This is a genomic window from Psychrobacter sp. Marseille-P5312, from assembly GCF_900291405.1.
Taxonomy (GTDB): Bacteria; Pseudomonadota; Gammaproteobacteria; order Pseudomonadales; family Moraxellaceae; genus Psychrobacter; species Psychrobacter celer.
The window spans coordinates 1693040-1718533 of sequence record NZ_OLML01000001.1; the positions used below are offsets into that span (position 1 = coordinate 1693040).

A 25494-nucleotide genomic window follows, 5' to 3' on the forward strand; every position below is an offset into this window, starting at 1 on the left:
CATCTAATCTGCTAACATCGAGACGGAATTTTGTGTAAGATATCTGAACTGTTTTCGTTTCACCCATCATAGATTATCGAGCAGATAATCTTATAAGACAATCATAGGACAGTTCTCATATGGCGTTATCATTAGAAAAAGACAAAATTCGTTTTTTATTGCTTGAAGGTCTGCACGACAATGCCCTAAAAGTATTAAAAGACGCGGGCTACCACAACATCGAAAATATCAGTCACGCTTTAGATCAAGATGAGCTGATCGAAAAAATCAAAGATGCGCATTTTATCGGTATTCGCTCGCGTACGCAGCTGACACGTGAAGTGTTGGAGCATGCGCACAAGCTCATCGGTATCGGCTGTTTTTGTATCGGTACCAACCAAGTCGATCTAGACGCGGCTCGCGACCTAGGTATCCCCGTCTTTAACGCGCCATACTCGAACACCCGCTCGGTGGCTGAGCTGGTATTGGCAGAAGCCATCATGCTATATCGCGGTATTCCAGAAAAAAACGCCACCGTTCATCGCGGCGGCTGGGGTAAATCTGCCACCAACTCGCATGAAGTACGCGGCAAAACCATTGGTATCGTCGGTTATGGCTCTATCGGCTCACAGTTGTCTGTACTGGCCGAAAGCTTTGGTATGAAAGTCATCTATCATGATGTCGTGACCAAATTGCCATTGGGCAACGCCGTACAAGTGGGTAGCCTAGAAGAGCTGCTATCGACCGCTGATATCGTCACCTTGCATGTGCCTGACGTCCCAAGCACCCGCTATATGATGAAAGCTGAGCAGTTTGCACACATGAAAGACGGCAGCTACTTTATCAACGCCGCTCGTGGTACTTGCGTAGAGATTGATGACTTGGCGGCCGCGCTTGAGTCTGGTAAGCTTTTGGGCGCTGCGATTGATGTGTTTCCAAAAGAGCCAAAATCGGCGGACGAAGAGTTTGAATCACCACTACGTAAGTTTGACAATGTGATCTTGACACCGCATATCGGTGGCTCAACCCAAGAAGCACAGGCCAATATCGGTCTTGAAGTGGCTGATAAGTTTGTCAGATACTCAGATCAAGGTGATACGGCGACCGCGGTGAACTTCCCAGAGGTTTCTATACCGTTTAAAGAAGGCTCACATCGTCTGCTACATATCCATAAAAACGTGCCAGGCGTACTGTCACAGATCAACCGTCTGTTCGCCGAGGCGCATATCAACATCTTGGCGCAGAGCCTGATGACAGAAGGCGATGTTGGCTATCTCGTGATGGATGTGGATTATAACGATTCAACCGCCGCGCTTGATCAACTAAAAGACGTTGAAGAAACCATTCGCGTACGTATCTTATTTTAATAGATTATTCATAACGCTTAAGACTGACGGTATAAAGATACGTTTAACGTCTTAAAGTAAGTTCAATGAAATAGCAGATGACCTTGGTGGTTGTCTGCTATTTTTTTATGTTGGGTATCGTTATAAGTAGTAGAGATTTGGTTTGCTTTGCTTGATTTTGCTGCGTTAGCGACCTTCAACCACGATAGTCCTACAAAAGTCCTAATGATTGAGCAAGTTCAAGCTGGTTAATATTGAGTGAGCAAAACCATTGAACCATTCAAGACCATGCAACATAAGACGACAACAATAAAATTTAAAAACAATAAAATTCAAAACCTCAACGCGACAATGCGACAATGCGACAACTCTATAACGGCTTAACTCATGACCACCACATTTTATACGATTGGACATTCGACCCGTAGCCTTGCTGAGCTGATTGACATGCTTCAAGCAGCCGATATCGAACTGCTCATCGATGTGCGCAGCTTTCCTCGTTCTCGTACCAACCCTGATTTTAATATCGATACTTTTCCAGAAGCGCTTAGTCAAGTTGGCATCAGTTATCAGCACTGCCCCGACCTTGGCGGGCGACGTCCAAAACAAAAACAAGTCGACGAAGACATTAATAGTCTATGGCGCGTGCAAGCTTTTCATAATTACGCAGATTATGCGTTAAGTGATACTTTTCAGGCAGCTCTCGACCAACTCATTCAACTTGGGAAAAAACAGCGTCTTACCCTTATGTGTTCTGAAGCAGTATGGTGGCGTTGCCATCGGCGTATCATTACCGATTATTTACTGCTTAGAGGCGATAGGGTAGAGCATATTATGGGCGTTGGTCGCTTAGATCCTGCCAAGCTAACACCAGGGGCTGAGCTCAACAGTCAAGGCCAAGTGGTTTATCCGGCAGTATAATATAATTAAAAGAGACAAAAAAAAGAGGCGCTAGTGACCTCTTTTTTGACAATTCTTATTTAATAGACCTCTTGCAAAAGTACCGTTTTATCGACCTTCGTTAACGGAGTATCAACGGCTAGCAATGACTTATGCAAGAGATCTAATAAGCCTTATTTAATAAATCTCAATGCCGTTAAGCTTTGGCTTTATTGGCCGCTTCTGCTTGTTGGCGCGCTTCCATTTTAGCCGCTTTACGCTTTTCGATGATGTCCATCACATCGCTACCAATATGCGCTTCACCACGTTTTTTGGCCAGCTGCATTTGATGCTCGCGCTCACGGAATCTAGCTTTTTGTTCCTCAGTCGCTTTGTCGATACAATGCGGGCACGACTCACCTTTGATATAGGCGGCGCTTTGCATGTCCTCGGCTGTAATCGGCATACGACAAGCAAAGCACTGCTCGTAGTTGCCTTTTTCTAAGTTGTGATTGACTGACACACGGTTGTCAAAGACAAAGCAATCACCTTGCCACATAGAGTCACTGGCTGGGACTTCTTCTAGGTATTTTAGAATACCACCTTCTAAATGGTAGACCTCTTCAAACCCTTGCTCGCGCATATAGGCCGTGGACTTCTCACAGCGAATACCGCCGGTACAAAACATTGCCACTTTTTTGTGTTTGGTTGGATCGAGCTCTTTTGCCACATATTCTGGAAACTCACGGAAGGTTTCGGTGTGTGGGTTGACGGCGTTTTGAAAGGTGCCAATCTGTACTTCGTAGTCGTTGCGGGTGTCGATTAGGAGCACGTCAGGATCAGAGATCAGCGCATTCCATTCACTCGGCTTGACGTAGCGGCCGACAGATTGCAGTGGATCGATATCTTCTACGCCCATGGTGACGATTTCTTTTTTGAGCTTGACCTTAGTACGATAAAAAGGCTGGACGTCGGTATAAGACTCTTTAAACTCAAAACGACCAATCGCTTCAATGCTACGCAAATAATCAAGGACCGTATCGATGCCTTGGCGGCTACCAGAAATCGTACCGTTGATGCCTTCATTGGCCAGCAATAAAGTGCCTTTGACGTCATTGTCCAGCATGGTGTTTAAGATCGGCTCACGATACTGCGCAAAGTCAGCAAAGCGGGTAAATTTATAAAGTGCAGCGACGACGATATTGTTGGTTTCGCTGTCGTATTCGGTGGCGTGTTGCTGATTATTTGTGCGGTTGTCAGTGGTCATGCAAGTCTCCTGCTGGCTGAGTCGTAAACCCAGTGCATTGATTCATTTAGGATAGCTATCTGATACTAGCAATAACACTAGCGCAATTGTGGAATTGGGCCAGTGCGCGCGTAGTGTAGCAAATTTTGCTGATGTTTTGAAGATTTTGTGAGAAGGGCTGTGTTGTGATTGATACGATTTTAAGGAGAGTTATCTGTCTCTGAAACGGCTCGATAGCCGCTCTAAAAAGAACAAAAAATCCAGCGCATCGGCTGGATTTTAATCGCTGAGAGAGTCGGTATAAAAGCTATTTGCTTTGGAACCAACGATCCGCTTGGCTACGAGCATTGGCGATGTCTGAGCTGGATAAGTTCAACGCCAGCTGACCGATTTTGCCACGGGCTTTGTTGCGTACTTTTTCATCGAGCATACCGTCACGGGCAGCCAAGTCATACCACTTATAGGCATCGACCAGATTCTTTTGTTTTTCATCGAGCAAAGCTAGCGTGTAGCTGGCGCGATTGTCACCGCGCATGGCCGCTTTTTCTAACCAGTGGCGTGCTTGCTGAAGATTGGGCTTCACGCCTTCACCGCGTAGATACATGATGGCCAGATTTAGCTGGGCTGGCGCAACACCTTGCTGCGCGGCTTTGGTATACCACTGAATGGCTTGCTGAGTGTTTTGTGCCACGCCTTCGCCTTTTTGTAGGCGCTTGGCTAAGTAAAACTGCGCATGGTCATTCCCTTGCGCCGCACGGTTGGACAGCTCACTGACAGGCATCAGCTCAAAACGTGAGGTATCAAGCGGTACGTTTGATATTAACTCAGCATTGGCAAGACCTGCGCAAGAAAATAAGGCAGTAAACAACGCAGCTTTTAATAGTTTCATAGCAGCTCCAAAATTAGGCAGTTAATAAGCAAAAAAAATGTACCGCTAAAGTATCTTAGGCGGCGCTAATGATAAGGGAGCGTCGTATCAATGACGTGTTATCCAAACGTCCCAAACCATCCATTAAGTATAGTGAGCCCTTTACCTGAACATCTTGCTCAGCAGTTGCTGTCAAGTCAAACAGACGAACGGTGCAAATACGGGTGTCAGTGACATTATTTTGCTAGCTTAACACCCACACTTACGAAACTCAAATACTAATTACAAGAAATCATGGCCGATTATACCTGAGTGTCTTCAATAAAATCATAGAGTTACTTGCGCGTAAGAATAAATCAATCATTTTATAAAAATCAGACAAGGAGGATTAGGGCCGTTTGGTTTTTGAATATTATGCAGGCTTCCTTTTGGTGACGCGATAAATAGCGACATCTGCCAAGAGATTGGGTGCTTGACGGATTAAAGATGTCATCAGCGGTGAATGGCCTTTTTCTGAGTCGCTAACAGCAAAGCGGTTGATGATATGAATGTCATGCTCAGCACACAACTGCTCAAAGTCTTTAAAGGTACACAAATGAATGTTTGGGGTGTTGTACCACTCATAAGGCAGGGCTTCTGAGACGGGCATCAGGCCTTTTAGTCCAAGGTGAATACGGTTTTGCCAATGGGCAAAGTTGGGAAAGGTGATGACCGCTTCACGGGCCACGCGTAGCATATCGAGCAGCAAAACGTCGGGGGCTTTGACCGCTTGGAGCGCCCGTGCCATGACGACGGTGTCAAAGCTGTCGTCAGCAAAGCGCGCCAGCCCATCGTTGAGATCTTGCTCGACGATAGAGAGACCCTTGCTGATGGCTTCATTGATTTTGTCTTCATCAATCTCTAGGCCATAACCCGTCACGCCCAGTTTTTGCTGCAAATGCGCGAGCAGCTCACCATTACCACAGCCCAAATCCAGTACATGCGATTGCGGCGCGATCCAGCGCTCAGCCAACTGATGGTCCATTCTCATGAGCGTTCTCCTGTGCCGGCCATGTTAGTGGTCATAAAAGGGGCGGTCAAAAAGCCTTTGATCGCGCCCATATAACGGGGGATATCAAATAAAAACGAATCATGACCATGTGGGGCGTCGACATTGATATAGCTGACCGGCTTGCCTGTGGCCATCAGGGCATCCACGATTTCTTGTGAGCGCTCAGGGGCAAAGCGCCAATCAGTGGTAAACGACACCACCAGATATTGGCACTTGGTATGGGCAAGGGCGGATTTTAAGGCGCTCAGCTCAAGCTGGCTGTCGGTATCATCGCTGTGCTCAGCAGTATGGTCGCTACCTGTGCTACCTGTGTGCTCGTTATTGATGCTGGTAGCCAGACTATCATCGATGGCTGTGTCGTCGGCAGTATTCGCATAATTGGCATAGTCGCGCGTAGGATCAAAGTAATCTAAAGCTTTGGTCATGAGCAAATAGGTATTGGCATCGAAGTTTTTGCTAAAGCGCTCGCCTTGATAGCGCAGATAGCTCTCTACTTGGAACTCGACATCGTAGCCGTACATAAACTTGCCCGATTTTAGATCGCGGCCAAACTTGGCCTTCATCGCGTCATCGGTCAAGTAGGTGATATGGCCGACCATACGTGCCAATATCAGGCCGCGGCGTGGATAAGTGCCGGCTTGGATATAGCGGCCGTCTTTGAAGTCTGGGTCAGAGAGAATGGACTGACGAGCGACTTCGTTAAAGGCGATATTTTGTGCCGATAGCTTGGGCGTGCTGGCAATAATGACGCAGCGTTTTAGCCTGTCTGGATAGTCGACTGACCATTGCAGCGCTTGCATACCGCCCATAGAGCCGCCGACGATGGCATGCCAGATATCGATGCCTAAGCGGTCTGAGAGCAGCGCTTGGGTTTTGACCCAGTCTTTGATGGTGATCAGCGGAAAGTCAGGGCCATAGACTTGTGGCTCGCTGCCATCAGCTTGATCGAGGGTATCAGGGTTGATGGTGGTGGGTCCTGTCGAGCCAAAGCAGCTGCCGATATTATTGACGCACACCACATAAAATTGATTGGTGTCGATGGCTTTGTTGGGTCCGATCATATTGTCCCACCAGCCCGCTTTTTTGTCATCATGGCTATAATACCCTGCTGCATGATGGCTGCCAGACAAGGCATGGCAAATCAAAATAGCATTTGATTTGTCTTGATTGAGGGTGCCGTAAGTCTCTACCATCAAATCAAAAGACGGCAAGGTGCGATTGCACTCAAGGGTAAGCGGCTCGGCAAAATGGATTTTTTCGGGCGTGACGATTCCGACTGAGCCTGCCTGATCGGCCAAGCCTTGTGGGTCGAGTGTATCTGTTGGGAGTTGGTCACTGGTACTATCAGAGCGTGCGTTCAAAGCTACCTCGCAAGACAACAATCATCTATAAATAAGCGTCAATTAAGCGTCAATAAAATCACCAGCCACACAAGCAAAATAGCATGTATGTTCTTATACGGTTTTGGTGATGGTTGGCTCTATTGTATGGCGATGGGCGTAGGAGTACAACCTCCGTACGCAGTCTTTATTTAACCTGCGTAGCAAATTGTATAAAGACGGCCTTTACCATGCGTTTTTTGGCGATAAAATGCTACACTAATCAGATGCTAAATGAATAATGCCTTCACAATCCTTTTTATCACTTATGAATCACACACGACTTTTATGAAACCTAAACTGCCGCCGCGTATAGCCGTCTTATTGGTCAACCTTGGGACACCTGATGAGCCAACAGCGCCTGCTGTCCGTCGTTATCTCAAACAGTTTTTATCAGACCCTCGGGTGATTGAAATCCCTAAGTTTTTGTGGGCCATCATTCTTAACTTGTTTGTCCTGCCTAGTCGGCCGAAGCGCGTCGCAAAAGCTTATGCCAGTATCTGGGAGGGCGACTCGCCGATCCGCAAGATATTAAACGGCCAAGTGGCATTATTAGAGCCGCGTCTGGCCGACAGTGCAGCGCCGTTTCGTGTGTCGGTACATGCGGCGATGAGCTATGGCAATCCTGGTCTGCCTGAGGTGATGGACAATCTACGCGATGAGGGCGTGGATCACTTTGTCATCTTGCCATTGTTTCCGCAGTACTCCGCCACCTCAGGCGGTGCTGTCTATGATGCGCTGACCAAATGGACGCTGACGCAGCGCAATTTGCCCAACTATACCATTGTAAAGGACTACTTTGCCCATCCACTGTATATTCAGGCACTAGCAGACTCGATTCGTCGCTTTCAGGCAGAGCATGGCAAACCTGACAAGCTGATGTTTAGTTTTCACGGTATCCCGCAGCCGTATGCGGATAAAGGCGATCCGTATCCAAAGCGCTGTAAGTGTACTGCCGCCCAAGTGGCACATGCGCTAGGTCTAAGAGATGATGAATGGATCATCAGCTTTCAGTCGCGTTTTGGCAAACAAGAATGGGTCAAGCCATATACCGATGTGGTACTAGAGGAGTGGGGTCAGTCTGGCGTGCGCTCGGTGCAGGTTGTCAGTCCTGCATTTTCTGCCGATTGTCTGGAGACGCTAGAAGAGCTGGCGATTGAAAACCGTGATAACTTCTTAAACGCTGGTGGGCAAGAGTATCATTATATACCTGCACTTAATCTTGACGAGGCGCACATTGACTTACTCGAAGCGCTTAGCAAACCATTGGTCAAAGGCTGGGCGGACACGCTTGATGGTTGGGCGTAGTTAAGCCTTTTGATCTTAATGAAAGCCTTTTGATCTTCATGAATAATAAAAACACCGGACGTGATGTTCGGTGTTTTTTTACCAGTGTTTGACGTCATTGATGCTGTGCTGAGCAGATAGGGTTAGAAGTTATCGTCGTTACTGCGCCCAGCAGCGTCGGTATCAGCGATATCGACGATGTCTGGATAATCCTTGTCATCTAGATTGTCCTCGACCAATACCTCATCGACACGGGCTTCATCGATATTTTGGTGATGCATCGGTGTGAGGCCTTGCGTGGCCTCGCTGCCTGCTTGTGAGTTGTCAAACCCTGCGCTATTGTCAATGACGTCATCGTCATCAATCGTATGCAGCATTGGATTGTCTAAATCGACTCGCTGGTTGTCATCGCCATCGATACGGTCTTGCGCCTCTGGGAGCGGGGTTTTTGTATTATCCATCTGACATTCCTTTTATCTTATGATTGGTTTTTATCTGTATGATGAGGATTAGTGTGCCGTGTTAGGTCGAGCTCGACTAGTAGTAAGGTGTCACAGGATGTTCAAAAAATGTAAGACAACTCGCAGTGAGCATTATTTATGCCCCTTGTTTATCGCCTAAAATATGTCAATGTATGGTCGGTCATGGTCGGCCTGATAACCGCTATGAGCTTAAGCGCTTGTGACGATCAGCCAGTCGTCAGTCAAACGGACGTTATAAAAAAGCCGTTGGTCATGGAGGCCAAGCTACCAAGTACCGCGACCGTGATAGAGTGCGCGCAGCTGACGCCCAAGCAAACTGTGACGATAAAAGGCCATCAGATCCTGAGCAAAAGCTGCGACTTAACAGGTCAATCGATACGTTTTGAGCTCAGTGACTCTCATAGCTCGCTTGACTGTCAAGGGGCGCAGCTTAGCCCCAGCGCCGATGATTCATCAAAGGCCAGCGCTATTATGATTAAACCAAAGACGGATGCTGCTATTGAGAATATCACTGTTGCTAATTGTCATATAACAGGCTACGGCCATGCGCTGCACATTCGCCAATACAGCCATCCCAATCAGCGTTATACGCGCGGCGTTATCGACCCTACTGCCAATCGCGCGCTGGCACCGAGAGATATCCGCGTCATCAATGTCAGCAGTCAGAATAGTATTAATAGCGGCATGTTTATCGGCGATCACGTACACGGCGTGAGCTTTGAGCGCGTGCGTATTCAAAACGCTGGCACGGTTGGGTTATATTTAGAGTTTGGTAGTCGCGACAATGTCATCAAAGACTCTGTGTTTGTCGGTAATGGTTTTCGCACGTTTAAGCCCAATCGTGAAGCCATCGCGGTGGACTCATCAAGCAACAATCGTATTGAGAATAATCAGTTTTTTCACAATGGCGCAGGCAGTATCTTGCTCTATCGCAACTGCTTTGAGCATGCTGATGACCCGTCGCGCAGCAATCATTTCAAACGCACTGAGTCGAGTCGTGACAATATTATTCGCGGTAATGTTTTTCAAAATGAGCCAGTGGGCGTGTGGGTGGCGTCAAGGCAATCGCGCAACCTAAAAGGGTTTGAATGCGGCGCGTATTTGGTCAAGCAAACGCTGTTTGCCAGCTATCACTTAGACAGTGCTAAAGACAATCAAATCATCAATAATCAGTTTACCCAAGTCGAGCAGGGCGTTATTGTGGAAGATGATGGCACGCTGATAAGGGATAACACGTTCGCCGCCGACGTTCGTTTGCCCATTCAGGTTGGTTCAAAAATTCGCGAAGACACTGCCGCAGGGCCAGTCAAAAACACGCTTATTAACAACAATACGTTCGCTGATAAAACCATAAAGCAAGCAATTGACATTCGAGCCGCCAGCAAAACGGCCACCCAGATTGAGTAGCCGTCAGGACAATAGGATAAGCATTTGGTAAATGGGCTGTGCTTTATTTGGCACCCACTTTGGTATTTACCCAGCGGATCACAGGATCAGGCGTGACTTGTGAGAGGGTCTGAAAGACTTTGGCTGGCATGCCGACCGAGTAGTGCGTGCTTTTGAGTTTACGATTGGGGCGGGTGGTCAGTTTGCACAGAGTTTTTGCCACATCATTGACAGTCAAATTGATACCCAAGCGCTCAATACTGGTGACACTAAGATCCTCTGTCATGTCTGATTTTACCCACAGCGGCATGACATCAATGACCTTGATACCAAGGCGGTCATACTCGATATTTAGCCCTTCGGTAAGTCCACGGACAAAAAACTTGCTGGCAGAGTACGCTGCAACCTCGGGCTGGCCGTAAATGGCCGAGGCCGAGGAGACATTGACGATTTTACCATTGGTGCTATCCGCCAAATAAGGCGCAAGCTTATGACAGCCGATAAGCACGCCTTTACAATTAACATCGACTAAGGCCAGCTGCTCTTGCAAATCAGTCGTCGGCAAAGTGCCACTGACCAACACGCCTGCGTTATTGATTAGCGCATCGATACTGCCAAAATGATCAATCATTTGTGTGATGGCGTCGTCCCATAGCTCAGGCTGGGTGACATCTAATTTGCCGATAATGACACGGTTTTTTTTCAGCGCTTTTTTAAAGGCTTTGTCGCCGATGGCATCCTCAAGCGTGGCCGTATTGGTCGCAAACAGGCCGACGTTGTGGCTTTTTTCTGCCAGTTTTTTTGCGGTGGCCAGACCGATACCACGTGAGGCGCCAGTGATTAAGATATTCATAATAAGTGACTCGGTGATTTGGGTGTGTCCCCATTTTTATTACCCTTGTCAAAATGAGGACACGCCCTAGCAGTAATGGATAAGTCGAGAGCAAGTGGATATCAGAGATATGTGCGCTCGGGCATTGATCCAGTATAGCAAATCTGGCGGCAAGTATTGATAGGCAGCGCGGCACAGCGGCTTTGGCCGAGGTTAGATCAGATATCTATGCTGAATGTGACACCGCGTGAGAGTGCGATAGGTCTGCGCGCGCTGAGGGACAGTCATAGTCGCTTAACGTAAAGCGCCATAGGTATATCAAGGTAATGGCATAAATGGCGGTTTCTGATAGCTCCTCGATCACCACGCCAAGGGTTTCAGGTATGCCAATCATGTTTTCGCCCATGTATTCTAGTAGTGCCAGTACCGCTACCGTCAAATATAACGATACGGGCACACGCTTTAATACTGCCAAAAGATAGCGCCATGAATAAGCCAGTAGCCCAACAATCATCAGGTAGACGACGGTTAGTACACAATCTTCCCACCAGTCATAGGGCTGGCTTAGCAATAAAAAATCAGCTGGAATAAAAAGATCGGGTAAGTAGTTTAGCTCGCGGCGTATGACCGCAAAAAACACCAGCACTGCCGCCAACCAAAACGCTTCAGTTTTTTTGCTATGACTGCGCCGAAAATACTGTAGACAGCGTATCCAGCAAGCAAGCAATATAATAATGCCAGGGGCTTCGATAAGACCATCTGTAATCAAAATAAGGACTCCAGATTTTGCAATAAAAAAAGCGAGCGCTAAGGCTCACTTCCAATCACAAGTAATATAAAAACAAAGATATGAAATAGAGATACAGCGTTATTATACGCTTGATTATCCATAAATGGGATTATGAAACATAACTAATTGGTCATAAGGGATTGTTAATATTTAAAAAATAGTCAACACCGTTTCACAGGTAGCAACATACTATTTGTCTTGTGCCGGCTGCCAAGCGAGACAGCAATGAGCTATCGCGGACTAAAACAGTGCCTCCATGCGTAATAGTGCTGATGGGTAGTGGTCTTTGTTTTCTGTTTTGTCATTATAATAGTTTAGCTCTGTCTGCACGTAGAGCCACTCCCGCCAAATCGGCTGACGGTAGGTGATGGCTGGGCCATAGCTATTGAGCAGTGATTTGTTTTTATCGAAATAACCACTGATCGAAATACCATAGGCCAGCTGCTTTTCTTCACCGAGCTGATGGACTTGTCTTAGATCATGGCTCCAGTCGGTATCCTCCCTGCTATCCTGATTGCGGTAGCGCACGGTAGTACGGTTGTTAAGAAAGCGTGCTGGATCAGCGCCATATCGCAAGGTGAGTCCGCCTTTGGCGTAGTGTTCGCTGTCGAGGCCATAACGATAAAAGCTATCGGTGGTTACTTTTAGCTTCTCGTTTTGGTACCAATCTCGATCGACACTGACTTTGACATACAGATCATCAAGTGAGCGTACGCCGACATCGACATCTGTTTTGACGCCCAGTTGCTCTTCGATCTCATCGTTGAAGCGTGACCAGCGCAGCGCAATAGAGGCGTTGTCTTCACGAGTCTTTTTACTATTGATTAATCTATCAGAGCTTTCGGTACCATCTTGATAAGCCGCTCCTGTCGCGCTTTGTCGCAAAAAATCATCATCATCCAAGTCTTCATCACCGATAATCAAGCTTAGGCGGCGCTCTAAGACTGGTAAGCGTAGACGTCCACGAACCCGAGGCTCGACGCTCACATCACTGCCTGATAGTGGGTCATTGGCCCAGCGCGTGTCTAGGACCAGTCGTAGGCTCGCGGTAGCAGGCGCTTTTGGGTCAGGCTCACCAAACCACCCGTCCATTTCGTGCGCCCATTCGTCTAGCTGCGCTTTTGCGTCTTGTCGCCGCTCATCGGCCCAGCCCCATTGTGCTGAGGAATCAAAGGGCTGTGGCGCGGCAAGTGGTGTGCGCGCTTGATAGCCTAGCTGTTGATAGGCTGTGTCTGTTGTATTGACATCACCGATCTGAGGACTGGATGAAGGGTGGGCGGTGTCTTGATATTTTGCCGGTATGGCGGCGCTATGATCAGCCAACGCTGGCGTGCATAGGTTTAGCGCAGCTAAAGCGGCATAAGTCAAAGTATGACGAGTCGGTGTGGTAAGGCTTGAGGGTTTCATGATGGCAGATAGTCGCCTGTAGGCAAAATTGAAAAATAATCATGCTATATTGACCGATTTCCCAACAGTTGACAAGGCGTATGCGGTCACGCGCATCGATATGTGGTTATAGGGCGGCGATGACTATACTGACAAATAAAAGATAACAAATAACAAATCAGAAAGAGGCCAAGCAGGCCGCTCAGCCCTTTTGTGGGTCAATGGTAATAGATGCTATATAGTGAGTTCAGTATAAAAACGATACAGTGGGACTGGGATAAATTTTACGCAGCATCGAGCAGCGCAGGCACAGCACGTAAGGAAAATTTATACCAGTTCCACGTTGACATATAATGTATCTGTTTTATTGAGAATCGACTATAGTCAATCCGCCATAAAATGAGTACAGTAGCACGCCCTAATTCGATAGTATTTATCGTAGCGGGTGCGATATCTTCTTTGGGCGATTAATGTGCCTCGTCCCAATTGGCGCCGCTATCTGTTTCTACCAGTAATGGTACGGCAAAGTCGACTTGCCAGCCTTTTTCAGCCGCAGTGGTCGTTAACACATCTTGCATCGCATCGGTGATAAGCTGACTAATGTCATCGACCTTATCGCTATCAACTTCAAATACCAACTCATCATGGACTTGCAGCAGCATTTTGGCTTGATCTTTGGGCAATACCTTATCGACAGCAATCATGGCAAGCTTGATAATATCAGCGGCAGAGCCTTGTAGTGGAGCGTTGATCGCGGCTCGCTCAGCGCCTTGCTTGACCATGCGGTTGCTATGAGTGATATCGGGCGTGTAGAGCTTACGGCCCAATATCGTCTCGACATAGCCTTGCTCATAAGCGCTGGCTCGCGTGTTGATCATATAGTTTTTGACACCAGGATAGCGCTCAAAATACATGTCGATATATTCTTGCGCCTCACCGCGGCTCATCTGTAGCTGTTTGGCAAGGCCAAAGGCGCTCATGCCGTAGAGCAGACCAAAGTTAATGGCTTTGGCATTGCGGCGCTCGGTCGCAGTTACCTCAGCGACTTCTTTACCTAGCACTTCTGCTGCGGTGGCCGCGTGAATGTCCAGACCTTCGTTAAAGGCTTGCGTCAAGTTTTTGTCGCCTGAGAAATGTGCCATCAGACGCAGCTCAATCTGTGAGTAATCCGCTGCCAAGATAACGCGACCTGCTGGCGCGATAAAGGCTTGGCGAATCAAGCGGCCGGTGGCGGTGCGAATTGGGATGTTTTGTAAGTTAGGATCTGTCGATGACAGACGACCGGTACTGGTCAATGCCTGATGATAGCTGGTATGTACGCGGTCGCTTTTGGCGTCTGCCACATTGGCCAGCGCATCGGTGTAGGTGCTTTTAAGCTTAGACAGTCCGCGATACTCAAGGACAATCTCGACCAATGGGTGATCAATCTTTGACAGTATCGCTTCGCCAGTCGAGTATTGGCCTGACTTGGTTTTTTTGCCGCCAGGGATGCCCAGCTTATCAAACAGCATCTCACCCAGCTGCTTTGGCGAGCCAAGGTTAAATTCTTCTCCAGCAATTTCATAAGCGCGTTTTTCTAGAGCGATGATTTCTTCATCAAACCGTTCTGATAGCTCATTTAAAAACGAGCGCTTGATTAAGATACCGTTTGCTTCCATTTGGCACAGTATCTCGGCCGTTGGAATCTCTAACTCGTGCAGCAGTTTGGCATTATTTTCGTCATCAGACAGTTTTTTATGAAACATATCAAACAGCTGATAAGTGATATCGGCATCTTCACAAGCATAGTCGCTGGCGATATCGATGGCCACCTGATCAAAGGTGACTTGTTTGGCGCCTTTACCCGCGACATCTTCAAAGCTGATCGTTTGCGTCTGTAGATAGTGGCGTGCCAGATCATCCATACCGTGGCGAGTGATGGCGGCATTGATGACGTAGCTTGCCAGCATGGTATCCATCGTCCAGTTGTTGGGGCTGGCGTGAATCGCGCCGATCAAGTCGATATCATAATGACTTAACACATGAGCGTCGTATTTGAGGTGCTGGCCGATTTTACCGATATTTGGGTTTTCTAAGATAGGCTTTAAACGCGCCAACACCGTATCGCGATCCAGCTGCTTGGCGGTCAGCTCATCCCCTTCTAAACTATGAGTTAGCGGTACATAGTAGGCTTCGTGCGCTTGCAGTGCAAAAGACAGGCCGACGATTTCGGCTTGTCGCCAATAGACGCTGGTGGTCTCGGTATCGATGACGAAGTGCGGCGCGGCTTCTAGTCGCTTGACCAAGCTATCAAAAGCAGGTGCGTCTAAAATCGTATGCCATGCGCTATCGCGACTTTTGCTATCGGTGATATTGTCGATAGTGCTTGACTGTAAGGATTTAGCGATTTGCGCTTGTGATTCACTATCGGCCTGAGCGTGCGCCACGCTTTGTGAGCCATTGGCAGGGTGGTTTGGATGATCAAGCGAGGCCAGCTCGTTTCGAAACTCAAGCTCTGTGTACAGAGCGCGTAACTCATCGATATGGGCGCACGGGTCGGTATTGATTTTTAGATCGGTCCAGTCTTGGCCAATCTCTAAATCGGTGACGATAGTGGCCAACTGCGCGTTGAACGGAATGTCATCGGCATACTCGACCAGATTTTTGCCAGCACGGCCTTTGATATCGGCGACATTGGCCAGCATGGCCTCGATATTACCGTATTTATTGAGCAAATCTTTGGCGGTTTTTTTGCCGATGCCCGGTACGCCTTTGATACCATCTGATGAGTCGCCCATCAACGTCAAAAAATCGATCATCTGATGCGGCTCAATCCCGAATTTTTCGACCACGCCTGCGCCATCAGTAATTTTGCCCGTAAAACTGTCTTCTAGTATCACGCAGTCATTAATCAGCTGCATCATGTCTTTGTCACCTGTCGAGATGACCACGTGATGCCCTTCAGCGACGGCGCGATAGGCTAGCGTACCGATGATGTCGTCGGCTTCTGCGCCCTCGATACGCAGTAGTGGAATTCCAAGCGCGGCAACCAAGCTATGAATATACGGAATCTGCTCAGCCAGCTCTACATCCATTTTGGGGCGATTGGCTTTGTATTCTTCAGACATCGCATGGCGAAAGGTCGGTGATTTGGTATCAAAACACACCGCCATATGGGTGGGGTGATAGCGGCGCATCAGTTTTAATAGCGCATTTAACGTACCGCGTATGGCGTTGGTGATGAGGCCTTGCGAGTTTTGCATGGTTTTTGGCAAGGCATGATAAGTGCGAAACAGGTAGTAAGAGCCGTCGACCAAGATAAAAGGCGGTTGCTCTTTATCCACATGACTGGTGTCCATCGTTGCGACGTTGGGCATACAGGCAAAATTTGGCAGGGTGTTTGGATTGATGGGCGAGTGGGAATTGTGGTCGTTGTCAGTCATAGAGGGTCACTTATCAAGTATTTGGCAGCAGGTATTGGATAATAAAATATGGGATAAAAACAAGCATTAGGTAAAAAGATAGCCTCATTATAACGATAAAATACCTTCTTGCCGAATGAATGACAAACGAATAAGACGAGCCAATAAAAGTCGCGATGTGTACAAGATGCGTACAAACAAAAGTGCCAGACAATAAAAAAGAACCCAGACTCGCTGCGTTCTTTTTATGCTTTGTGATACTATAATCAACTGAAAATAAAACTGTTATATAAGTTTAAACGCGCTACTGGTATAAATTTTACTTGCGTGCTGCGTTCCCAGAGGCTGCGCAACCTACGTTTAAAAATAGCATCCCAGTAGCGCTATATTCTTTTTAGAGTGCATCGGCTATACAGTAGAGTAGCCGAGAACTTATTGAACCTCTGATGTCACCTCGACGTCGATATTGCCGCGTGTGGCTTTTGAATATGGGCAGACTTGGTGGGCTTTTTCGACCAGCTTTTGGAACTCATCAGCAGATAGCTCAGTGTTTTTGCCAATCACGTGGATTTTTGCCGCCAGCTTATAGTCGTGCCCTTCGCCTTGCATCAGATCCACTTCTACTTCGGTGGTGGAGTCAAATTTGGCTTTTTCCATTTGTTTGACCGCGCCTAATGCGCCATCAAAACAAGCGCTGTAACCCATGGCAAATAGCTGCTCTGGGTTATTGCCGTCTTTGCCAGAGCCGGGCGGTACCATATTGATACTCAGATCGCTATCAGCGAGACTGGCTGAGCCTGCACGGCCGCCGGTGGTTGTAGCTTTAGTAGAATATAACGTTTTCATAACATATCCTTTGTTGTTGGTTTTGTCGCTCGAGGTGAGCTTTATTGATTTAGAGACTATTGTATTAAAATTGATTTAGAAACTTATGTATTAAAGACTTATATAAATACGATTGTAGGTGCGAGCGTCGAATAAAGGCTGGTAAGCTCGTATTGTTTTTATCCATGGTAGCAAGCTATTTGATGCGCACAATAGGTCAGGCGTAAACATATATAAAAAGTTTGTAAATATACAAACAGTGTGCGCATAACAAAACAGCGTTGATATATAAATAATGAGGGTATTGAGGTAAACTAATCACATCAATATCGCTGTTTGATCCTCAGTATAGATGACAACCGACCTGACCATGACAAGGATACTATTTAATGAGCAACTCTATAAAAAAACGGATGGTGATTCCCAGCGTATTGTCTGTGTTGGCGTTGACGATGGTTGGCTGCGGAGAAGATGATGGTGTGTATGGTTCGGGGAATAGTAACGAGCTTGAAATCAATCATTTTGAGCGCGTAAACAATAACATCGCACGTATTGAGATTGAATATAGTGATGGAGAGCGTGATATTGATGTCACAAACATCAAGGGTGCGCTGATCTCGCCAAGTATTAATAATTTACCAGTTGCAACCGTGTTAGGAAACAACTTTGAAGGCACCCTCGAAGATCGCTATATTGAAGTCGATGGCCGCACAGTAAAACGCCCTATCTATGAGAAGGGCAGTAATAAACAATTGAACTATCAAATACGCTATAGAACGTTGAACCTATCAGGAACAGATGCTAGTAGCTACCAAAAAGGCAATCGTCCTAGTGATGATCGTGGTATTTTCACTGATTTGAATAATTTCACCAATATTCCTACAAATGCTAGCTTCCCTACTGGTTCCGTGTGTTATATCCCTGTGACTAAGAGCGAAGAAGCGTTTTTTGTGTTTAATGATAAAAATAAAACACGATATCAAACCCTAGAAGACTGGATTGAGGTAAATGAGAATAGGTTTGGTGACAATCAGCGATATTCCACTACCACAGTCAAGGTAGGTAAAGATAATAATGCTCGTGCGGCGCAGGTGACGTTTTTTGCTACCGATGAGCGGCCTGAATATAACTACTATGGTGCTGAATATGGCAAGTCGGTTTTTGATGCAAACTACATCAACAAAAATGAACAGCGGCCTAATGAAGACAGCTTTCGCGGCGTAGTCGATTGCACGTTGGTCAACGACGTAGCGGCTGACTTTTTAGAGCAAGAAATCAAACGCTATTATTAAAAAAAGCCCATAATTTAGGCCAAAAACATCGTAACCTCCAAGGTCGCACGCTCTATTGAGCTATCATAGAGCGTGTTTTTTTATGCGCTAATTCTGCAGCCTGGCGCTAAATCCGTTACAATACGCTCATATTTACCCTATTTATTTAGACTAATCTCTAAATGACCCAACTGCTGAAGCCGAACATTATGAGCGTAGACCCAAAAAAACTAAATCAAGAAGTTGCCAAGCGCCGCACCTTCGCCATTATCTCGCACCCTGATGCGGGTAAGACCACCATGACCGAAAAGCTGCTCCTATGGGGACAAGCCATTCAGGTAGTGGGTGAGGTCAAAGGCCGTAAAACCGACCGTCATGCCACCTCTGACTGGATGAGCATGGAGCAAGAGCGTGGCATCTCTATCACCACCTCCGTCATGCAGTTTCCTTACAAAGACCATATGGTCAATCTACTAGACACCCCAGGTCACGCCGACTTTAGTGAGGATACTTATCGTACTCTGACCGCCGTAGACAGCGCGCTGATGATGGTCGATGGTGCCAAAGGTGTCGAAGAGCGTACCATCAAGCTGATGGAAGTCTGCCGTATGCGTGACACCCCCATCATCTCATTTGTCAACAAGCTCGATCGTCAGATTCGCGAGCCGCTTGAGCTACTGAGTGAAATCGAAGCGGTACTAAAGATTAAATGCGTGCCCGTCACATGGCCGATTGGCATGGGTCAGGATTTTGTTGGGGTATATCATCTTGCAGAAGACAAAACCTATCTTTATGAGAAAGGCAATGGCGGCAAGATGAGCGTCTCTGAAACGCGTGAAGGCTACGATTATCCTGATATACGCGAGCGTCTAGGTCAGCTGATGTTTGATTCTTTTGAGGAGTCACTTGAGCTGGTACAAATGGCGCTCGAAGAGTTCGATGTAGAGGCGTTTTTAAAAGGCGAGATGACCCCTGTGTTGTTTGGTACCGCGCTGGGCAACTTTGGCGTCAATATGGTACTTGATACCTTGGTGAAGTATGCGCCGCCGCCCAAAGCGCACCCGACGCATGAGCGCGAAGTGGCTGCGACCGAAACGGCGTTTAGTGGTTTTGTCTTTAAAATTCAAGCCAATATGGATCCACGTCACCGTGACCGCATCGCGTTTTTGCGGGTCTGCTCAGGTAAATACGAAAAAGGCATGAAAATGAAGCACGTGCGCCTAGGGAAAGACGTGCGTATTGCTGATGCCTTAACCTTTTTAGCGGGCGACCGTGAAGCGCTAGAAGAGGCGTATCCGGGTGATATCATTGGCTTACACAACCACGGGACGATCTCTATCGGTGATAGCTTCACCGAAGGCGAGGAGTTGAACTTTACGGGGATTCCGCATTTTGCCCCTGAGCTGTTTCGCCGTGTGGTATTAAAAGACCCGCTCAAATCCAAAGCGCTACAAAAAGGCCTACAGCAGCTCTCCGAGGAAGGCGCCACGCAGGTGTTTATGCCGCAGATTAATAACGACTTAATCTTAGGCGCGGTCGGTGTCCTGCAGTTCGAAGTTGTCGCTCATCGTCTGAAAGAAGAGTACAAAGTACAGTGCAGCTTTGAGCCGGTCTCTATCGCTACCGTACGCTGGATTCATTGTGATGATGAGGCTGCGCTGGCGAAGTTTAAGAAAAAAGCACATGACCAGTTATCGATTGATGGTGGCGGTTATTTGACTTATCTAGCACCGTCACGGGTGAATTTACAGCTGATGCAAGAGCGCTATCCGGAAGTGACGTTTAGTAATACCCGTGAGCACTAATACACACTGTCGTGCCGCGCTTGCTATCTAAAGCGGTACGACTGACAACCATAAAAAGGCACGACTTTCGTGTCTTTTTTATTTACTTGCCTCTGACCTGACGGGCTGACATAGCACACAGGTCATGCGCTAACACCTCAAAAACACAAACAGTGTTCCTACAATATATCGGTATTGTTACGATAAAATATCAAGTAGCGTGTCAGTTTATAAGATGTCATTGATAAAAGCCTGCCGCGAAGCAGAGCGCTTTGGCAGCTCGATTTTGCATACTGCTATTTTAGATAGCTTGAGCTTTAGGATGTTTTAAAAGCTGACACTGTAAAATCTGATATTTTCAAAGCTTGATAGATAAAAATAATAGGTATAAAAAGAGGCTATATGAACACCGTGTCTGGTTTTATCGTAACTTGCGCCCATAGCATACGCTCGCTGGTATCGGCGCGGCTGCCTTTGCGGGCAAGACCTTTGCAAAAGACAACTTTGCAGACAGAGCCTTTGCAAGCGAGTTTGTGGCGTGTGCTGGCGACGGGCGTGTTGTTAGGGTCGCTTGCCATGCCAAGCTTTGCTGCCAGCTTAATCAGTGAGCGTGACTATCTGGATTACCAGCTACCAAAAACGCTACAAGATAAGTGCGCCAAGCGTGACAATTGTCCAACGATAGAGGTTCAGTATCTACAAAGCAACCATGCTTGGATAAATGATGTCGTCAACGCCCGTATTGATGCGCTGGTGGTCAATAGCAAACCTAGTGAGTCAGGCGCACGAGTGGTAAAAACGCCTGACGATGTCAAAGCGGCGCTTGATGAGTTTGTGACCTCACAGTTTGCGGAGGTGCCAGCAGACAGCGTGTTTGTCTATAGCCTTATGGTCACGCCAGAATACTTAGGTCACGTCAATGATTTTGAGCTGTTTGAAATACACTCATACGTCTTTACGGGCGGCGCTCACGGCATGCCCTATAGTGAGTACTTAATATTTGATCAACAAACCAAAAAACCAATTCAGCTGGCAGACATGCTACAGCCCAACAAAAAATCTCGCTTTAACGCCTTAGCCTATAGCGCTTATAAAGAATGGGTCAAGACAGTCGATGAGGATGTTGCCAGCTATGAGAAAAGCTGGCCGTTTACCCTAAGTGATAATGTCACATTGACAGATCAGGGCATCGATATTCGCTATCAGCACTATTCTATCGGGCCTTATGCTTATGGTATGCCAGTGCTGAGCATCCCTTATAGCCGGCTTCAAGGGGTTATCAAACCGCAGTTTTTGCCAGCGCCCCTGCCGAGTAAATAGTTATAGTTGATGTGTCTGGCACATTTGGCCGATCATCGATCAAATCTGAGAGATAGCTGAATACATTATATGTAAAATTTCATAAAAAATAAGGAGTCATAGCATGATGAACCATACAGATAATGCACATACCACCGCAGACGCAGACAGTTGGCGTCTCAATGCCCTAACCGAAGCGTTGGGCGATTTGACATTGACCGTCACAGATAGCCTCTCGATTGGCCGTGGCAGCGATAATGATGTGGTGCTAGGCAGTAAAGCGGTGTCACGCAACCACGCAGTACTGAGCGTGCTGGATACTGAGCTTTATGTCAAAGACTTAGACTCCTCTAACGGAACCTTTGTTAATAATAAGCGTATTGAGGCGAATAAAACGGTTCAGCTGAACGCCGACGATAAGCTTGGCTTTGCTAGCTTTGAGTTTCAAGTAATGGCTTTAGCTGCCGAGGATATAGAGTCAAGCGCCATTGATCCAGCCACCAAAGAGCCGAAAGCAAAAGAGCCAGAAGAGATAGTAGGCTCAGTGCAAGAAGATCTAGAGAGCACTAGCACGCCATCGAAGCAGTCAGCAACAGAGTCATCACTGCCACCTGCCGCTGTTGAAGAAACGATCCCAGCAAGACCTGCATCACCTAGTGAGACAGTTTCAGTAGAAGCTACGCCAGAGCCAGTGGTAAAAGAAACTATCGTCGAGGAGGTGCTCGCGGCTAGTGCAGGCGAGGCCGCTATGTCCGCCGCCCCTGTAGAAGAAGATATTATTGCCCCTACGCCAGCTCAAAATGAACCTCAAGAAACTGTTGCGACAGAGCCAGTAGCCAAAGAACAAGTCGCTGCAACGCCAGTAGTCGAAGAGCCAGTAGTCGAACGCCAAAGTCCTGAGCATGACAAAACGACGACCACGTCTCTACAAGAAGAAGCCGATCCAGAGGTCTTACGCGCCAAGCAAGCGGCGACCGCTCAGTTTTCAGGAACTGCCAATCTCGGTCAGGAGCGCGACCTTGGTACCGAAGGCAATAATGCCATGGAGCAAGCCATCAATAATCCTGCCAATGCTGGCCAAGTAGAGAAAAAGTCCAGCGGCGGCTGGTTTGTATGGGTGTTTATTGCAATTTTGATTATCGGGTTGGCGTTATGGTTGTTTAATATGGGCGGCGCTTAATTTTAATGGCGTTTCATTTTAATATAGTACTGGCCAGTCCGTTTGAGCCGCTATAACCCCAGCGGGCTTTGATATAATTAGCGGCTACCAGTTATCCTTACTATGCCACTGATAATAAACTAAGCCACCAATCTGCCATTTTTATAGCGTCAACATTCAGTAGAGTGTTGACGCTATCTTGCATTTGTATTGTGACTATCGTTTTTACTGTTCTTATCTTTTGCCAATCGTTTGCTAAGAGAGTTTCATTATGATGACCTTTGAAGAATATCAAGCTTTTCAAGACCGTGGTTTTAGCCATGCGCCACTGATAAAAAAACGCTTGATGGATGCCCAAACACCAGTCTCGGTGTTTTCCAAAGTACGTGATTTGAGCGGTTCGGCCTACTTGTTTGAGTCGGTGGCAGGCGGTGAGCGTTGGGCACGGTATTCGATGATTGGTCTGGGTGGTGATCTGATCGTGCAATATATAGATGGGGCAATGACGGTCAAAAAAAATGATCATATCGACGTGGAAATGGTAGACCAACCATTTGAGTATATTCGTACCCTGATGGCAGAGTATCAAATGCCAACTTCAACAGACATGCCGGCACTGCCGAGCTTTAGCGGTGGTCTGGTTGGGTATTTCGGCTACGATATGGTACGGGTGATCGAGCCGAGTATGGGAGAATGTGAAGCGCCCAACCCAATGACCATGCCTGATATGTGGCTCATGCTATCGATGAATGTGATAGTCTTTGATAGGCTAGAAAACACCCTATCTATCATCGTCTATGCTGACTGCAGAAGCGATGACGGCTATAGCCATGCCATTCGCGAGCTAGAAAAAATAGAAGACAAGCTGACAGAGATGCCAAGCTTGTACGCCCCTATCATGCCCACACCTAAGTTTAAATCGCATACTGGCATGGATAAATACAGTACGGATGTCAATAAAATCAAAGACTACATTGTGACAGGGAATGTGCAGCAAGTGGTGCCAGCCCAGCGCCTGACCGCGGATTATAAAGGCAACTCGCTGGCAGTGTATCGTGCGCTGCGATTTTTAAACCCATCGCCGTATTTGTTTTTAGTGCATGGCTACACGTTAGATGATCACAAACGTTTTGATATCATCGGTGCCTCTCCTGAGATGCTATCTCGCGTAGAGGATGGCCGTGTCAGCGTGCGTCCGCTGGCAGGCACGCGCAAACGTGGCCAAGATGCCGCCGCCGATTTAGCACTTGAGACGGCGCTGCTCGCTGACCAGCAAGCGGTCGCCGAGCACTGCAAGCTCGTTGACTTAGCACGTGATGATCTTAGCTGCGTCTGTGAAGATGGCAGCGTTGAGGTCAGACAAAAAATGGCTGTCGAGCGTTATTCGCAAGTGATGCAGATGGCCTCTCATGTTGAGGGTGCGATAACTGCTGACAAAGATGCGCTCGATGTACTGTGTGCCACTTTTCCTGCAGGCTCACTGTCAGGTGCACCCAAAATCCGCGCGATGCAAATCCTCGATGAGATTGAGCCGGTGCGTCGTAGCGTCTTTGGCGGCTGCGTTGGTTATTTGGGCTGGCATGGCAATATGGACACCGCGATAGCGGTGCGCACAGCAGTGATGCGCCGCGGCAAGATACATATCCAAGTAGGCGCAAGTGTGAATGACAGTGCTATTGCAGACGCGATGTGGGAGGAGACCAACCAAAAAGCCCAAATACTGATAAAAGCCGTAAAAATGGCCTGTAATGGATTACGTATTCGCTAACGGCTAGGCTTACAGCGAACGGTAAAACAAGCACAAATGCTATGACTGCGATAAAAGCGGTTTTATGGACAAAAAAACAGTAACATAATCAACCGCTTGACAATTAATGTGAAATTAATCGCAAAAAAAATAAAAAAGGGCTTGCGTCTCCCAAAATATTTGATAGAATAGCCACCACTTTGAGAGAACAAGCCGACTTAGCTCAGTTGGTAGAGCAACTGACTTGTAATCAGTAGGTCGCCAGTTCGATCCCGGCAGTCGGCACCATCTCTTTCAAAGTCGCTTTTTATAAAATTGCCTTGTTTTAAAGTCATTTTTGTTCAAAGCACCCTAAGGTGGGATTGGGGAGCGGTCAAACCCAACAGACTGTAAATCTGTCGCGAAAGCTTCGAAGGTTCGAATCCTTCTCCCACCACCATATTTTAAGTTTTTCATAGCGCCAAGCAAGCTCTTATTATGATAGACTCTCTATTAGAGTCAGCCAAAACAAGAGTAATTGCGGGTGTGGTATAATGGTAACACCTTAGCCTTCCAAGCTAATGACGCGGGTTCGATTCCCGCCACCCGCTCCATTTATACACCATAGCAAAGACTATCAATAATACATCACGACAGTCAGTTATCATCGCTGCATCGTGATATTTTTTTTAGTAAATCTACAGATTTCTGCTGTAGTTATTAGAAATATGCTCATATAGCTCAGCGGTAGAGCACTCCCTTGGTAAGGGAGAGGTCTCGAGTTCAATTCTCGATATGAGCTCCATTTATTGTTTTAGCTTTTTGTGTTTGCTTTGAGCTTTAATACACAGCTTTACGTCGATATCGAAATTATAGAATATTGAAAACTATAAAATTAGTGTGGCAGATTATAATTCAAAGGTGACACTGAGGTGTTGCCTTTTAGTGCTGTCAATTGGTTAACAAAGCAGTAACGCTTCAGCTGATAGATTGGTTAGGGACTCGTAAGATATCGTAACGTAACAGCCATATCGCGATACCATGGATGATGGGCAATCGCGCAAAAAGCAAGTATAATAGCCAAACATATAAGTGTAATCAAAAATAAGCTTGAATAA

General features: G+C 47.1%; 19 protein-coding genes and 4 tRNA genes. 13 read left to right on the forward strand and 10 right to left on the reverse strand.

Annotated elements, in window-relative coordinates:
* Positions 1-119 precede the first annotated feature (119 nt).
* Entirely contained in the window at positions 120-1346 is a 1227-nt protein-coding gene (gene serA / locus C6W44_RS07305; RefSeq protein ID WP_105244840.1) for a phosphoglycerate dehydrogenase, read from the forward strand.
* 366 nt (positions 1347-1712) lie between these two features.
* A complete protein-coding gene (locus tag C6W44_RS07310; RefSeq protein ID WP_105244841.1) occupies positions 1713-2246 on the forward strand; it encodes a DUF488 family protein in 534 nt (177 codons plus the stop codon).
* A 175-nt stretch (positions 2247-2421) separates the two neighbouring features.
* Here C6W44_RS07310 and C6W44_RS07315 read toward each other — a convergent pair whose 3' ends face one another.
* The 4 genes from C6W44_RS07315 to metX all read right to left on the reverse strand — a co-directional run bounded on the left by C6W44_RS07315 (position 2422) and on the right by metX (position 6667).
* Complete coding sequence (locus C6W44_RS07315; protein ID WP_105244842.1) at positions 2422-3471, reverse strand: rhodanese-related sulfurtransferase; 1050 nt, start codon at positions 3469-3471, stop codon at positions 2422-2424.
* A gap of 286 nt (positions 3472-3757) precedes the next feature.
* A complete protein-coding gene (locus tag C6W44_RS07320) occupies positions 3758-4339 on the reverse strand; it encodes a tetratricopeptide repeat protein (protein WP_075102044.1) in 582 nt (193 codons plus the stop codon).
* A 391-nt stretch (positions 4340-4730) separates the two neighbouring features.
* A complete protein-coding gene (gene metW, locus C6W44_RS07325) occupies positions 4731-5348 on the reverse strand; it encodes a methionine biosynthesis protein MetW (RefSeq protein ID WP_100748936.1) in 618 nt (205 codons plus the stop codon).
* Positions 5345-6667: a homoserine O-acetyltransferase MetX gene (metX, locus tag C6W44_RS07330; RefSeq protein WP_105246547.1), complete on the reverse strand. Its 1323-nt coding sequence runs from the start codon at positions 6665-6667 to the stop codon at positions 5345-5347. Before metX ends, metW begins: the two co-directional genes overlap by 4 nt.
* A gap of 369 nt (positions 6668-7036) precedes the next feature.
* Here metX and hemH point away from each other — a divergent pair, with 369 nt between their 5' ends.
* Entirely contained in the window at positions 7037-8056 is a 1020-nt protein-coding gene (gene hemH, locus C6W44_RS07335) for a ferrochelatase (RefSeq protein ID WP_105244843.1), read from the forward strand.
* A gap of 122 nt (positions 8057-8178) precedes the next feature.
* On the opposite strand, the gene C6W44_RS07340 is transcribed toward hemH, so the two are convergent.
* Complete coding sequence (locus tag C6W44_RS07340) at positions 8179-8496, reverse strand: hypothetical protein (RefSeq protein WP_105244844.1); 318 nt, start codon at positions 8494-8496, stop codon at positions 8179-8181.
* A 138-nt stretch (positions 8497-8634) separates the two neighbouring features.
* Between C6W44_RS07340 and C6W44_RS07345 the strand changes: the two genes are divergently transcribed.
* Positions 8635-9924, forward strand: a complete 1290-nt coding sequence (locus tag C6W44_RS07345; RefSeq protein ID WP_105244845.1) for a right-handed parallel beta-helix repeat-containing protein — start codon at positions 8635-8637, stop codon at positions 9922-9924.
* A gap of 43 nt (positions 9925-9967) precedes the next feature.
* Here C6W44_RS07345 and C6W44_RS07350 read toward each other — a convergent pair whose 3' ends face one another.
* The 5 genes from C6W44_RS07350 to C6W44_RS07370 form a co-directional block, all read right to left on the reverse strand.
* Positions 9968-10756 (reverse strand): SDR family NAD(P)-dependent oxidoreductase, encoded by a 789-nt coding sequence (locus tag C6W44_RS07350; RefSeq protein ID WP_105244846.1) that lies wholly within the window; start codon positions 10754-10756, stop codon positions 9968-9970.
* A gap of 205 nt (positions 10757-10961) precedes the next feature.
* Positions 10962-11504: a hypothetical protein gene (locus C6W44_RS07355; RefSeq protein ID WP_105244847.1), complete on the reverse strand. Its 543-nt coding sequence runs from the start codon at positions 11502-11504 to the stop codon at positions 10962-10964.
* Between the two features lie 261 nt (positions 11505-11765).
* Complete coding sequence (locus tag C6W44_RS07360) at positions 11766-12932, reverse strand: hypothetical protein (protein ID WP_199774467.1); 1167 nt, start codon at positions 12930-12932, stop codon at positions 11766-11768.
* 446 nt (positions 12933-13378) lie between these two features.
* On the reverse strand, positions 13379-16333 hold the full coding sequence (gene polA, locus C6W44_RS07365) for a DNA polymerase I (protein WP_105244848.1): 2955 nt from the start codon (positions 16331-16333) through the stop codon (positions 13379-13381).
* A gap of 411 nt (positions 16334-16744) precedes the next feature.
* Positions 16745-17158 carry an organic hydroperoxide resistance protein gene (locus C6W44_RS07370; protein WP_105244849.1) on the reverse strand — a complete coding sequence of 138 codons (414 nt, stop codon included), beginning with the start codon at positions 17156-17158 and terminating at the stop codon, positions 16745-16747.
* A 368-nt stretch (positions 17159-17526) separates the two neighbouring features.
* On the opposite strand from C6W44_RS07370, the gene C6W44_RS07375 reads away from it, so the two are divergent.
* The 9 genes from C6W44_RS07375 (at position 17527) to C6W44_RS07415 (ending at position 25181) form a co-directional block, all read left to right on the forward strand.
* Complete coding sequence (locus C6W44_RS07375; RefSeq protein WP_105244850.1) at positions 17527-18429, forward strand: hypothetical protein; 903 nt, start codon at positions 17527-17529, stop codon at positions 18427-18429.
* Positions 18430-18617: 188 nt separating this feature from the next.
* Complete coding sequence (locus C6W44_RS07380) at positions 18618-20213, forward strand: peptide chain release factor 3 (RefSeq protein WP_105244851.1); 1596 nt, start codon at positions 18618-18620, stop codon at positions 20211-20213.
* Between the two features lie 381 nt (positions 20214-20594).
* Complete coding sequence (locus C6W44_RS07385; RefSeq protein WP_105244852.1) at positions 20595-21512, forward strand: RsiV family protein; 918 nt, start codon at positions 20595-20597, stop codon at positions 21510-21512.
* A gap of 103 nt (positions 21513-21615) precedes the next feature.
* The gene (locus tag C6W44_RS07390; protein WP_227526386.1) at positions 21616-22671 is read left to right on the forward strand and encodes an FHA domain-containing protein; all 1056 of its coding nucleotides are present in this window, start codon (positions 21616-21618) and stop codon (positions 22669-22671) included.
* Positions 22672-22921: 250 nt separating this feature from the next.
* Positions 22922-24418 (forward strand): anthranilate synthase component I family protein, encoded by a 1497-nt coding sequence (locus C6W44_RS07395; RefSeq protein WP_105244853.1) that lies wholly within the window; start codon positions 22922-22924, stop codon positions 24416-24418.
* Between the two features lie 191 nt (positions 24419-24609).
* A tRNA-Thr gene (locus tag C6W44_RS07400) sits at positions 24610-24685 on the forward strand.
* Positions 24686-24752: 67 nt separating this feature from the next.
* Positions 24753-24836, forward strand: a tRNA-Tyr gene (locus C6W44_RS07405).
* Between the two features lie 80 nt (positions 24837-24916).
* Positions 24917-24990 (forward strand) — tRNA-Gly (locus C6W44_RS07410).
* A gap of 116 nt (positions 24991-25106) precedes the next feature.
* Positions 25107-25181, forward strand: a tRNA-Thr gene (locus tag C6W44_RS07415).
* Positions 25182-25494 lie beyond the last annotated feature (313 nt).